This window comes from Chthonobacter rhizosphaerae, assembly GCF_013839525.1.
Taxonomy (GTDB): domain Bacteria; phylum Pseudomonadota; class Alphaproteobacteria; order Rhizobiales; family Pleomorphomonadaceae; genus Chthonobacter; species Chthonobacter rhizosphaerae.
The window spans coordinates 57338-70358 of record NZ_JACDIS010000007.1 but is presented as its reverse complement, the minus strand read 5'-3'; the positions used below and the strand labels follow the sequence as shown (position 1 = coordinate 70358).

The following is a 13021-nucleotide window of genomic DNA, read 5'->3' as shown; positions in this document are numbered from 1 at the left end:
CGCGCGGCGCGCCGGCCATGGCGATCGACAAGACGGAGGAGGCAATCCGATGAACGGTCTCGGCGGGCTCAACAAGTCGGACAACGGCGTCGTCATCGGCCTCGTGCAGCTGCAGCTGCCGGTGGTCGTCACCCCGGCCGACCTCAAGGCGCAGACCGACAAGGTCGTCGCCATGGTGGCCAAGGCCCGGCGCAATCTCGCCGGCATGGACCTGGTGGTGTTCCCGGAATACATGCTCCACGGCCTCTCCATGGACATCAACCCGGAGATCATGTGCCGGATGGACGGGCCGGAGGTCGCGGCCCTGAAGCAGGCCTGCGTGGACAACCGCATCTGGGGCTGCTTCTCCATCATGGAGTTCAACCCCGACGGCATGCCCTGGAACACGGGCCTCATCATCGACGACGCGGGCGAGGTGAAGCTCTACTACCGCAAGCTCCACCCCTGGGTGCCGGTGGAGCCGTGGGAGCCGGGCGACCTCGGCATCCCGGTCATCGAGGGGCCGAAGGGCGCCAAGATCGGCCTCATCATCTGCCACGACGGCATGTTCCCGGAGATGGCCCGCGAGTGCGCCTACAAGGGCGCCGAGATCATGATCCGCACGGCCGGCTACACCGCGCCGATCCGCCAGTCCTGGCGCTTCACCAACCAGGCGAACGCCTTCCAGAACCTGATGGTCACCGCCAACGTCTGCATGTGCGGCTCGGACGGCACGTTCGACTCCATGGGCGAGGGCATGATCGTGAATTTCGACGGCACGGTCATCGCCCACGGCACCACCGGCCGGGCCGACGAGATCATCACCGCCGAGGTCCGCCCGGACCTCGTCCGCGAGGCGCGCGCCGGCTGGGGCGTGGAGAACAACCCCTACCAGCTCTGGCATCGCGGCTACGTGGCGGTGAAGGGCGGCGCCATGGACTGCCCCTACACCTTCATGCACGACATGGTGGCCGGCACCTATCGGCTGCCCTGGGAGGACACGGTGAAGATCACCGACGGCACCCCCTGCGGCTTCCCGGCCCCCACCCGGCTCTTCGGCGAGAGCGCCCTCAAGGACGCGGCGGAGTGACGGCCATGCACGGGTTCGACCTGGTGGTGAGGCCGGTGCTGCGGGAGCGGGTGCGAGGGGCGGGGGTTCACCCCTCTCCCTCACCCTCTCCCACAAGGGGAGAGGGGGCGGCCGACCACGTGTCGTCATCGGCCCGCGTCTCGCGTCTTCAGCCGCTAAACGCCCGGCCGAGCCGGCTCCGAGATCTGACCATCTATCTCGTCGGGGCAGTATCCCCTCTCCCCTTGTGGGAGAGGGTTAGGGAGAGGGGTCTCTCCACCGCCCGAAAACTGTCTCCCACCCCTCGGAGGCCCGCATGACCACCCTCGACGAGCGCATCACCGCCGCCCTCGTGCCGGCGCCCCGCACGATCGCGGCCGATCCCTATCCCTGGCCCTATGACGGCGACCTGCGCCCCGACAACACCGCCCTCGTGGTCATCGACATGCAGACGGATTTCTGCGGCCCCGGCGGCTATGTCGACTGCATGGGCTACGACATCTCGCTCACCCGCGCGCCCATCGAACCCATCGCGGCGCTTCTCGCCGCCATGCGGCCCAAGGGCTACACCATCATCCACACCCGAGAAGGCCACCGGCCGGACCTCTCCGATCTGCCGGCGAACAAGCGCTGGCGATCCCAGCGGATCGGCGCCGGCATCGGCGACCAGGGGCCGGCGGGCCGGATCCTGATCCGCGGCGAACCGGGCTGGGAGATCATCCCCGAACTCGCGCCGCTGCCCGGCGAGACCGTCATCGACAAGCCGGGCAAGGGCTCCTTCTGCGCCACCGACCTGGAGATGATCCTGCGCCTCAAGGGCATCCGGAACGTCATCCTCACCGGCATCACCACCGACGTGTGCGTCCACACCACCATGCGCGAGGCCAACGACCGGGGCTTCGAATGCCTGCTCGTGGAGGATTGCTGCGGCGCCACCAAGCACGAGAACCACCTCGCCGCCATCGACATGGTGAAGATGCAGGGCGGCGTGTTCGGCGCCGTCGCGACCAGCAAGGCCCTCCTGGAGGTCGTATCATGAGCGCGCTGCCCGCCGCCGCCCCGAGCCGCGCGATCGGCCTGGAAACCCGCGGCATGACCAAGGTGTTCGGCTCGCTGGTCGCCCTCGACGACGTGTCGATCGACGTGAAGCCCGGCTCCTTCCACGCCCTCCTCGGCGAGAACGGCGCCGGCAAGTCCACGCTCGTGAAGTGCATCATGGGCTTCTACCAGCCCACCCGCGGCCAGGTTCTGGTCAACGGCGCCGAGGTTCAGATCCCGAACCCGAAGGCCGCCCGCGACCTCGGCATCGGCATGGTCTACCAGCACTTCACCCTGGTGCCGTCGCTCACCGCCACCGAGAACCTCGTCATCGCACGGGCCGACGTGCCCGCCGTCATCGACTGGCGCAAGGAGAAGAGGACCCTCGCCGAACTCATCGACCGGCTGCCCTTCAAGGTGCCGATGGATGTGCCCGTGTCCGGCCTCGCCGCCGGCGAGAAGCAGAAGCTCGAAATCCTCAAGCAGCTCTACCTCGACCAGCGCTTCCTGATCCTCGACGAGCCCACCTCCGTGCTCACCCCTCAGGAGGCGGACGAGATCCTCGGGCTCCTGCGCGGCATGACCGACGCGGGCGACCTCACCATCCTGATGATCAGCCACAAGTTCCGCGAGGTCACCCAGTTCGCCGACGACGTGACGGTGCTGCGCAAGGGCGCCTTCGTGGGCTCCGCCCCGGCGAAGGATCTCACCGTCGGCGCCATGAGCCGCATGATGATCGGCGACATGAAGCTGCGCGAGCGCGCCGCCCGCAAGCCCTACACCAACCAGCCGGTGGTGCTGGAACTCGCCGGCCTGTTCGCGGACGACGACGAGGGCCTGCCGGCGGTGGAGGCGGTCAGCCTCAAGGTGCACGCCGGCGAGATCGTCGGCATCGCGGGCGTATCCGGCAACGGCCAGTCCGAGCTCATCGAGTGCCTCTCCGGCCAGCGCCCGCTCACCGACGGGCGGCTGTTCGTGAAGGACGAGCCCTACGAGCCGGAGCGCCGGAAGATGGCGCGCTTCAAGGTGTTCGGCCTGCAGGAGGAGCCGTTGAAGAACGCCGCCGTCCCGAAGATGAGCGTGGCGGAAAACCTCGCCTTCCGGTCCTTCGACCAGCCGCCCATCTCCAAGGGGCGCGGATGGCTCTCGCCGGGGCCGATGCGCGCCCGGGCCAAGGAGCTGATCGCCGCCTACCGGGTGAAGACGCCCGGCCCCGACGAGCCGATCCAGAACCTCTCCGGCGGCAACGTCCAGCGCGCCATCCTGGCCCGCGAGCTGTCGTCCGACGTGGACGTGCTGGTGGTCGCCAACCCCTGCTTCGGCCTCGACTTCGCGTCCATCGCCGAGATCCGCGGTCAGATCATGGACCAGCGCAACCGTGGCGCCGCCGTGCTCCTCGTCTCGGAAGACCTCGACGAGATCCTGGAGCTCGCCGACCGGGTCGCCGTCATGAGCGAGGGCAAGATCACCTACGTGGCGCTCGCGTCGGAAACGGATCGCAACACCATCGGCCAGCACATGGCCGGGCACCATTGAGGGGAGGGGGATCGTTCGGGTTCGGCGGCCATGAGGTCGCCGGCCACGGGTCCACCGGGTGTGTTCCCCCCTCTCCCCAACCCTCCCCCTCCAGGGGGGGAGGGGGTCCGTCGAGGCTGAAGGAAAAGGCGGCTCGTTCCCATCAACCGCCACCCGCCCCCTCTCCCCTTGAGGGAGAGGGTTGGGGAGAGGGGTGAACCTCCGACGCCAAACGCCTCGAACACCCTTTGACGGAGAGGGCACACCGCCCTCCACCCCCGCCCTCCTCCCGAACCGGTACCCACCGCCCCATCCCCACCCCCCACGAGCCCCCGCCCATGTACACCGTCGCCGCAGAGCCCTTCGACTTCACCTTCCCGGCCGAGACGGTCGCCCTCATCGTCATCGACATGCAGCGCGACTTCATCGAGCCGGGCGGGTTCGGCGAGACGCTCGGCAATGACGTGGCGCTCCTGGAGGCGATCGTGCCCACCACGGCCGCCCTGATCGGCCTCTTCCGCCGGATGGGCTGGCCCGTCATCCACACCCGCGAGACCCACGCGCCGGACCTCTCCGACTGCCCGCCCGCCAAGCGCGAGCGCGGCAATCCGGCGCTGCGCATCGGCGACGAGGGGTCCATGGGCCGCATCCTGATCCGCGGAGAGCCGGGCGCCGACATTATCGAGGCGCTCTATCCGGTGGAGGGCGAACATGTGGTCGACAAGCCCGGCAAGGGCGCCTTCTACGCGACGCCCCTCACAGGCATCCTGAAGGACCTCGGCACCACCCATCTCGTCTTCGCGGGTGTCACCACGGAGGTCTGCGTGCAGACCACCATGCGCGAGGCGAACGACCGGGGCTTCCACAATCTTCTCATCGAGGACGCCACGGAGAGCTATTTCCCGGCCTTCAAGCAGGCCACACTGCAGATGATCCGCGCCCAGGGCGCGATCGTCGGCTGGACCGCGCCCTTCAGCGCCCTGGAGGCCGCCGTATCCCGAGGTGACGCATGACCGAATTCGACCCGAAAGCCCACGTGACCCACATGGCGCCGGTGATGGGCCTCACCATCCCGCCCGAATGGCGCGACGGCGTGGAGGCGAACGTGGCCGCCACCGCCCGCATGGCCGCGCTGGTCCTCGCCTTCCCGCTGCCGGACGAGGTCGAGCCCGCCGCCGTCTACGAGGCCGGCCGATGAGCCTCGACCCCCTCAACGGCACCGCCACCGAGATCGCCGCCCGGGTGAACCGGCGCGAGATCTCCGCCCGCGACATCGCCCGCCTGACCGTGGAACGCATCGGCGCCATCGACGAGGCGGTGAACAGCTTCACCGACGTCACCGCCGCGCGCGCCATCGCCGAGGCGGAGATCGTCGACAGCCGCGTGGCCTCGGGCGAGACGCTGCCGCTCGCCGGCGTGCCCTACGCGGTGAAGAACCTGTTCGACCTGGAAGGCGTCGTCACCCGCGCCGGCTCCCGGATCAACCGCGAGAACCCGCCGGCCGCCCACGACGGCGTCCTGGTCACGCGGCTGCGCGAGGCCGGCGCCGTCTGTCTCGGCGCGCTCAACATGGGCGAGTACGCCTACGACTTCACCGGCCAGAACGCCCACGACGGCAACTGCAACAACCCGCACGACCTTTCCCGCATCACCGGCGGCTCGTCGTCCGGCTCCGGCGCGGCGCTCGCCGCCGGCCTCGTCGCCGTCACCCTCGGGTCGGACACCAACGGGTCGATCCGGGTGCCGTCGTCCTTCTGCGGCACCTTCGGGCTGAAGCCCACCTACGGCCGCTTGAGCCGCGCCCGCACCTTCCCGTTCACCGCGAGCCTCGACCACCTCGGCCCGCTCGCCCGGTCGGTGGAAGACCTCGCCACCGTGTTCGACGTTCTGCAGGGCGACGACCCGCTGGACCCGCATCTCGCCCGCCGGCCGCCCGTCATGACCGCGCCCGAACTCGCCAGGGGCGCCGAGGGCCTGCGCATCGCCGTCGCCGGCGGCTATTTCCGCGACCCGGGCTTCCCGATCGCCCAGGCGGCGGTGGACCATGTGGCGAAGGCGCTCGGCGTCGCCGCGCAGGTGGAGATACCCGAATCCGCGCGCGCCCGCGCCGCCGCCTACGTGATCACCAACGCGGAATCCTCCGCCCTCCACCTGCCGCGCCTCCAGGCCCGCGCGGCCGACTACGACCCGGACACGCGCGATCGCTTCCTCGCGGGCGCCATGGTGCCGGCCGCCTGGTACGTGGCCGCCCAGCGCTTCCGCAGCTGGTACCGCGCCGCGGTCGACCGGGTGTTCGAGGACGTGGACGTGATCCTCGCCCCGGCTACGCCCTTCCCGGCGCTGAAGGCGACGGAGAAGACCATGATGGTCGGCGGCCAGGAGGTTCCGGCGCGCCCGAACATCGGCATCTTCACCCAGCCGATCTCCTTCGCCGGCCTGCCGGTCGCCTCCGTGCCGGTGTGGCTGGAGGGCGAGCGGATGCCGATCGGCGTCCAGGTGATCGCCGCCCCCTGGCGGGAGGACCTGGCGCTCCGGGTCGCCGCCGCGCTCCAGGCCGTCGGGGCCGTGAAGGCGCCGGTCGCCCTGATCGGCTGACCGGAGACGGCGCAACCGAGACCGTCTTCCGGCCACGGCCGGGAGGCCGGCACGTCGATGAACACGCATTGGCAACTGGCATGAGGCACAAGATGGCGGACGATGGGCGTTGGGCCGGGCGCAACGCGGACAAGGACAGGCTCCGCAGCGCCATCTGGAACCGGCTCGTGGAGACGGGCGTGAACGTCGGGCCGGTGCACAGCCGGATCCCGAACTTCGCCGGCGCGGACCTCGCCGCGCTCCACCTCTCCCGGGCGCCGGGCTGGGCAACCGCCCGGATCGTCAAGTGCAACCCGGATCCGCCGCAGATCCCGGTGCGGCTTCGCGCGCTCTACGACGGCAAGACCGTCTACGCGCCGGTGCCAGAGCTCACGGCCGGCTTTCCCTACATCAAGCTCGACCCGGCCGATCTCGCCGAGCGCGGGGTGGACTTCGAGCTCGCCGCCACCTCCCAGGGCTATCTCATCTACGGCGAGCCGCTGGAGTTCGAGGCCATGGAGCGGATCGACTTCGCGGTGGTCGGCTCGGTGGCGGTCAGCCGTGCCGGCGGGCGCACCGGCAAGGGCGCCGGCTTCGCCGACCTGGAGACGGGCATCTTCCGCGAGCTGGGCATCCTCGACGAGACCACCCCGCTCGCCACCACGGTGCATTCCCTCCAACTCGTGGACGACGCCGTCCTGCCCATGCAGGCGCACGACAGCGCGCTCCACTACGTCGCCACCGAGATGGGGTTGATCGCCACGAACACCACCCACCCGCAGCCGAAGGGCGTCGACTGGGCCATGGTCCAGCCGGACCAGTTCCGGGACATCCCCTTCCTCACCGCCCTCCGGGCGCGCATGGAGGCCCGCTCGTGACCGGGCTCGCCATCAACATCCCCTCCGTCGTGGCCGAGGTGGAAGCCGCGTTCGCCCGCTACGAGACCGCGCTCGTCACCAACGACGTCGCCACCCTGGACGAGCTCTTCCACGACGCGCCCACCACCATCCGCTACGGCATCACCGAGAACCTCTACGGCTACGGAGAGATCGCCGCCTTCCGGGCCGGTCGGCCCTCGGTCGGGCTCGCCCGCACCATCGAGCGCACGGTGATCACCACCTACGGCGCCGACATGGCCACCGCGTCCACCCTGTTCCGGCGGCCGACCGCGCCCGGCATGATCGGCCGGCAGATGCAGACCTGGATGCGCACGCCCGCCGGCTGGCGGGTGGTGGCCGCCCACGTGTCGGTCATCCCCGATCCGGACGCCGGGCCGCCGCCCGCGAGCGCCCCATGACCGACCTCGACGGACGACTGGAGCGGCGCTCGCGCACGCGGACGGAGGATCTCCGGCTGCAGCTCGCCGACGAGATCGTCCGTGGCGACCTCGCTCCCGGCACGCCCCTCGACGAGATGGGCATCGCGTCCCGGTTCGGGGTGTCGCGCACGCCCGTGCGCGAGGCGCTGCGCCAGCTGGCGGCGAGCGGCCTCATCGAGATCCGCCCGCACCGGGGCGCCGTCGTCGCGCGGCTCTCCACGGAAAAGCTGCACGAACTGTTCGTCGCCATGGCGGAGCTGGAGGCGATCTGCGCCGGGCTCGCCGCCAGCGCCATGACGGCCAATGAGCGCCGGTCCCTGGAGGAGATCCACGGCTTCCTGCGCGATCTCGTCCGCACCGGCGACCCGCAGCGCTATCACGAACTCAACGAGAGCTTCCACACCGCCATCTACTTCGGTTCGCACAACGGCTATCTGGCTGACATCGCGCTCGCCACGCGGGTGCGGCTGCAGCCGTTCCGGCGCGCGCAGTTCCGCACCCTCGGCCGGCTCTCCCGCAGCTTCCGGGAGCACGACGCCATCGTGCAGGCGATTCTGCGCGGCGACCGCGATGGCGCCTCCCAGGCCATGCGCGATCACATCGGCACGGTGGAGACGGCCTTCGGCGAATATGTCGAGATGCTCTGACGGGTGCCGGTGCCGGCTCAGGGATAGCCTTCGGTCGGCAGGTGCAGCACCGTCCCGCAGTGCTTGCAGTGAACCGCGTCCGGATCGTGCCGGTAGAGGCCGCAGACCGTGCACTCGAACCGCACCTTGTTGGGCCGGAACAGAACCTGCGCGAGGCGGAGGAACAAGGTGACGCCCGCGATCATGATGATCACCGACAGCAGCCGCCCGGTCGTCCCTTCCAGGGTGATGTCGCCGAACCCCGTGGTGGTCAGCGACGTCACGGTGAAGTAGAGCGCGTCGACCCAGTTGTTGATGTCCTCGTTCCGGGCGTGCTGGGTCTCGTAGACGATGCCGGTCATCACGTACAGGAAGACGCAGAAGTGAACGGCGGCGACCAGCACCTCCTCGTGCTTGCGGAAGTAGGTGAAGTCTTCGCGAAGCTTGCGCATCAGCTGGTAGGTGTGGAGGAAGCGCACCGTGCGCAGGATGCGCAGGAAGGCCGCGCCTTCGCCGATCAGCGGCGCCAGGAAGGAGAGGATGGCCGCCAGGTCCGCCAGCGACGTGGGGTGGATCAGGTCCCGCCACGGCCGGTGGCTGATCCAGAGCCGGGCCAGGAAGTCCGTCAGCACCATCAGGCCGAACACCACGTCCAGCACCTCGATCACGATGGACCGGGGCACGAACGAGGTGGCCACGATGAAGAGGATGACGGCGATGTCGATGATCACCAGCGCGTACCGGAACCGGTGCGCTTCGGGGCTGTCGCCGTGATAGAGGCGGCGAACGCGCGTCCTGAGGTCGTCGGAACGGGTCTGGCGGCCTCCGGTCAAATCCATCTCGGCGCTCACGGCTCCTCCGGCACGCTCCTCGGTGTCTCCCCGCCAGTCTAGGCGAGAGCGAAGAGCACCGCACCTGCGGACCAATACAGCCACGCCTGCGTTCGTTCCGCCGGTCAACCGCCTAAAATATAGGCGTATTTACCTGGATTGTATGCACTGCCCGGCGCAAGGTCGTGAGATTACCGCTCGGAGGCTCTGGCATGGGCTTTGCGACCATCCGGTGCACCTTCGGCCTCGGTCCCCTACGCAAGCATGTGGAACATCACCATGACGATACTCGCGCTCGACCTCGCACGCCTGCGCGACGGGTACGAGAACGGACTGACCCCGGCCGATGTGATCGAGGAGGTCTACCGACGCATCGAAGCCTGCGGCGACCCCGGCGTCTTTCTCACCCTGGTGCCGAAGGAGGACGCGCTCGCCGCCGCCGCCGCCCTCGGCCCTTACGATCCCGCCCGACCGCTCTATGGCGTCCCGTTCGCCGTGAAGGACAATATCGACGTCGCCGGCCTGCCGACCACCGCCGCCTGCCCGGATTTCGCCTACCGGCCGGCCGAGGACGCCGCCGTCGTCGCCCGGCTGAAGGCGGCCGGCGCCATCGTGATCGGCAAGACCAACCTCGACCAGTTCGCCACCGGCCTCGTCGGCGTGCGCACGCCCTTTCCGGTGCCGCGGAACGCGATCGACCCGGCCCTCGTGCCGGGCGGCTCCTCGTCCGGGTCGGCGGTCGCGGTGGCCCTCGGCCTCGTCAGCTTCGCCCTCGGAACCGACACCGCCGGGTCCGGCCGCGTGCCGGCCGGCCTCAACAACATCGTCGGCCTGAAGCCGTCGGTCGGCGCCGTGTCCACCCGCGGCGTCGTGCCGGCCTGCCGCACCCTCGACTGCGTGTCCGTGTTCGCCGGCACGGTGCCGGACGCCCACGCGGTCTTCTCCGTCATGGCCGCTTTCGATGCGGCGGATCCCTATTCCCGGCCCGTTCCCCTCGGTCCCATGGCCGCCTCATCTTCCGTCCGGATCGGCGTCCCGATGCCCGAGACGCTCCGCTTCTTCGGCGACACGGCGGCGGAAACCGCGTTCGCGGAGAGCGTCGCCGACCTGAAGGCGCTCGGCTGCGTGCCCGTGCCGGTCGACCTCACGCCCTTCTTCGAGGTGGCGGCGCTCCTCTACGAGGGCGCGTGGGTGGCCGAGCGCTACGCCGCCATCGAGAGCTTCATCACCGCCTCGCCGGACAGCCTCCACCCGGTCACCCGGTCGATCACCCTTGGAGGCCTGAACCAGTCGGCCGTGGAGGCCTTCAAGGGCTTCTACCGCCTCGCCGCCCTGAAGCGCGCGGTGGAGCCGGTGCTCGCGTCCATCGACTGCCTCGTGGTGCCGACCTTCCCGTCGCCGGTGACCCTGGAGGAGATCGCCGCCGAGCCTGTCGCCGCCAACAGCCGGCTCGGCACCTACACCAATTTCGTCAACCTCCTCGATCTCGCCGCCCTGGCGATTCCCGGCCGCTTCCGCCCGGATGGCCGGCCCGCCGGCGTCACCCTGATCGGCCGGTCCGGAACCGACGGGCTGCTCGCGGCCCTCGGCGCCGCCCTCCACGGACACATCGCCCCCACGATCGGCGCCACCGGCCTGCCGCTGCCGAAGGCGACGCCCGCGCCCGCCGCCGTCCCGGACGGCTGGATCCGCGTGGCGGTGGTCGGCGCGCATCTCTCCGGCATGCCGCTCAACCCGGAACTGACGCGTCTCGGCGCCCGCTTCGTGGCGGCCGGCCACACGGCGCCCGACTACCGGCTCTACGCCCTCGCGGGCGGGCCGCCGTTCCGGCCGGGCCTGTCGCGGGTGGAGGAGGGCGGCGCGTCGATCGCGCTCGAAACCTGGGTCCTGCCGCCCGAGGGCTTCGGCCGATTCGTCGCCGGCATCCCGGCGCCGCTCGGCATCGGCACGGTGACGCTGGTCGACGGATCCACCGTGAAGGGCTTCATCTGCGAGGCGGCGGGGCTGGCCGGGGCGGTGGACATCACCGTCCACGGCGGCTGGCGCGCCTATCTGGCGGCGAAGGCCGCCGCGGCCGAATGACCGGCCGGCTCCTTGCCGTTTCACCGACTCTCATCCTTCACACGGATGACGCAGCGTGCATGCTACCTAGTATAGTTGGTGGCCCGCATGCCGACCGGTGCCAATGCTCGCGCGAGGCTGAAGGCCGATAACGATTTGAGATTGCGTCGAGCCAGATTCTCGAAGGGGGGCTCCGTCCTATGGATGTCCAGAAGATTATTGCGTCCGCAGCCGGCCAGGCGCCCGGTTTCCTGTCCTCCAACTACAGCCAGTTCGTGGGCGGCTCGTCCACGGCGATGCGTGTCGCGCTGGGCGTGACGCTCGCGCTCGCGGTGGTCGGCTGGTCGCTCGCGGTCAGCCGCGGCTCCGACATCGCCACCTACGAGAGCCAGCTCGCCGAGGCGGGCCTCGTCGGCATCGAGCCGGACCGGCTCACCGCCACGCTCGCCGAGCGCCGCCGCGACCTCAACCGGGTGGAGAGCGCGCTCGTCGCCCGCGCGGCCGCCCTCGCGGCCCGCGAACAGCATCTCGCCAAGGCCGTCGCCGCGCAGGAGCGGGCCGAGACCATCGCGGCCGATGCCGCCAAGGCCAAGGCCGCCGCCGACCAGGCCATCGTCACCGCCGCGATCGAGAAGCAGGGCCTCGACCGCACCATCATCCGCAGCGAGAACGCCCTCGTGTCGCTGACCGCCGCCGTGGGCGCCCGCGAGAAGCAACTCGCCGCTCTCTCGGCGAAGGCGAACGCCCAGTCCCGCGAGCTTGACGAGCTCCGCCGCTTCCAGGCGTCCATGAACCAGTATCTCGCCGAGCGCGAAACGCTGAAGCGCGATACCATCCGCACCGAGAACCGCCTCGTGTCCCTCGAGGCCGCGGCGGGCTTCCGCGATCGGCAGCTCGGCACCCTGATCACCAAGGTGAACGCCGCGTCCGACCGCCTGCGCGAGGCCGATCTCTGGGCCGCCAACAAGGACCGCATGCTGGCCGAGACGGCCGAGATCGCCCGCGAGGTCACCCGCACCGAGAACCGTCTGGTCTCCACCGCCGCCGCCGCCAACGCCCGCCAGGGCCAGGTGGACAAGGCGGCCACCCGGCTCGCCGCCATCGAGACGGAAGCCGAGGCGCTGAACCGCGCGATCCTGTCGTCCGAGAGCCAGAAGAAGGCGCTCGGCGCCGAGATCGTCGCCCTAGACGGGGAGGCCGCCGCCAAGTCGCGCGACCTCGTCCGCGTCAACAACCAGCTGGTTCCGCTCATCGCCGCCGTCGGCGCCCGCGAGCAGCAGATCGCCAAGCTGACCGCCCGCAGCAGCGCCCTGGAGGCGGACGCCATGGAGCTCACCCGCAAGATGGCCATCGAGGACCGTCGCCTCGACGAGATGACCGAGACCGCCACCATCGCGGCCGAGCGCCTGAAGGCCCTGAGCGACTTCCTCAGCACCCAGGCGACCCCCGTCGCCACGCAGTAAAAAACATCAGGCGGCGAGACGCCGCTCGGCTGAAATCCACCGCATCCCGAGAACGGCGGCCCCCGAGCCGCCGTTCGCCGTTGAGGCCCCCCGCTCGTCGCCCACATGAGCGCCGAACCGCCTCGCCGCCACCCAACCCCCTCCGGATCCCCCCGACCTCTCACGACGGCGGGTCGGACTCACGACGGCGGGTTAGGACTCACGACGGCGGGTAGGACTCACGACGGCGGACAGATCCCCCGAACCTCGACGAGCCCTCTCCCCCCTTGAGGGGGAGAGTGGGAGAGGGGGGTGCCACCGCCACCCGTCCGCCCCGCCCCCACCCCCCACCCAACCCTCCCCCGCAAGGGGGGAGGGCTCACGGAGGCGGAGAGGGCCACGATGGCGGAGAGGACTCACGACGGCGGGTCGGACTCACGACGGCGGGTAGGACTCACGACGGCGGATAGATCCCCCGAACCTCGACGAGCCCTCTCCCCCCTTGAGGGGGAGAGTGGGAGAGGGGGGTGCCACCGCCACCCGTCCGTCCCGCCCCCACCCCCCACCCA

Annotated in this window: 12 protein-coding genes; 11 read left to right on the top strand and 1 reads right to left on the bottom strand. The window is 70.4% G+C overall.

Translation table 11 applies throughout. The features are described 5' to 3' along the window. Positions 1–49: 49 nt before the first annotated feature. The 9 genes from HND91_RS14015 (at position 50) to HND91_RS13975 (ending at position 8140) form a co-directional block, all read left to right on the top strand. Positions 50–1069, top strand: a complete 1020-nt coding sequence (locus HND91_RS14015) for a formamidase (RefSeq protein WP_181707213.1) — start codon at positions 50–52, stop codon at positions 1067–1069. A 295-nt stretch (positions 1070–1364) separates the two neighbouring features. Next, positions 1365–2087 carry a biuret amidohydrolase gene (gene biuH / locus HND91_RS14010; protein WP_181707212.1) on the top strand — a complete coding sequence of 241 codons (723 nt, stop codon included), beginning with the start codon at positions 1365–1367 and terminating at the stop codon, positions 2085–2087. Next, the gene (locus HND91_RS14005) at positions 2084–3622 is read left to right on the top strand and encodes an ABC transporter ATP-binding protein (RefSeq protein WP_210272713.1); all 1539 of its coding nucleotides are present in this window, start codon (positions 2084–2086) and stop codon (positions 3620–3622) included. The genes biuH and HND91_RS14005 overlap by 4 nt, the downstream gene beginning before the upstream one ends. Positions 3623–3939: 317 nt before the next feature. Continuing rightward, positions 3940–4614: a cysteine hydrolase family protein gene (locus HND91_RS14000; protein WP_181707211.1), complete on the top strand. Its 675-nt coding sequence runs from the start codon at positions 3940–3942 to the stop codon at positions 4612–4614. After that, complete coding sequence (locus tag HND91_RS13995) at positions 4611–4799, top strand: DUF4089 domain-containing protein (RefSeq protein WP_181707210.1); 189 nt, start codon at positions 4611–4613, stop codon at positions 4797–4799. The genes HND91_RS14000 and HND91_RS13995 overlap by 4 nt, the downstream gene beginning before the upstream one ends. After that, on the top strand, positions 4796–6196 hold the full coding sequence (locus HND91_RS13990; RefSeq protein ID WP_181707209.1) for an AtzE family amidohydrolase: 1401 nt from the start codon (positions 4796–4798) through the stop codon (positions 6194–6196). The genes HND91_RS13995 and HND91_RS13990 overlap by 4 nt, the downstream gene beginning before the upstream one ends. Before the next feature lie 92 nt (positions 6197–6288). Then, positions 6289–7053, top strand: coding sequence for a 5-formyltetrahydrofolate cyclo-ligase (locus HND91_RS13985; RefSeq protein ID WP_210272712.1), 765 nt, complete (start codon positions 6289–6291; stop codon positions 7051–7053). Next, on the top strand, positions 7050–7472 hold the full coding sequence (gene hpxZ, locus HND91_RS13980; protein ID WP_181707207.1) for an oxalurate catabolism protein HpxZ: 423 nt from the start codon (positions 7050–7052) through the stop codon (positions 7470–7472). Before HND91_RS13985 ends, hpxZ begins: the two co-directional genes overlap by 4 nt. After that, positions 7469–8140: a GntR family transcriptional regulator gene (locus HND91_RS13975; protein WP_181707206.1), complete on the top strand. Its 672-nt coding sequence runs from the start codon at positions 7469–7471 to the stop codon at positions 8138–8140. The genes hpxZ and HND91_RS13975 overlap by 4 nt, the downstream gene beginning before the upstream one ends. Before the next feature lie 17 nt (positions 8141–8157). On the opposite strand, the gene HND91_RS13970 is transcribed toward HND91_RS13975, so the two are convergent. Next, complete coding sequence (locus HND91_RS13970; RefSeq protein ID WP_181707205.1) at positions 8158–8958, bottom strand: potassium channel family protein; 801 nt, start codon at positions 8956–8958, stop codon at positions 8158–8160. 270 nt (positions 8959–9228) lie between these two features. Here HND91_RS13970 and atzF point away from each other — a divergent pair, with 270 nt between their 5' ends. Together atzF and HND91_RS13960 are read left to right on the top strand one after the other, a co-directional pair. Next, positions 9229–11031: an allophanate hydrolase gene (atzF, locus tag HND91_RS13965; protein ID WP_181707204.1), complete on the top strand. Its 1803-nt coding sequence runs from the start codon at positions 9229–9231 to the stop codon at positions 11029–11031. 179 nt (positions 11032–11210) lie between these two features. Next, positions 11211–12473 carry a coiled-coil domain-containing protein gene (locus HND91_RS13960; protein WP_181707203.1) on the top strand — a complete coding sequence of 421 codons (1263 nt, stop codon included), beginning with the start codon at positions 11211–11213 and terminating at the stop codon, positions 12471–12473. Positions 12474–13021: the final 548 nt, after the last annotated feature.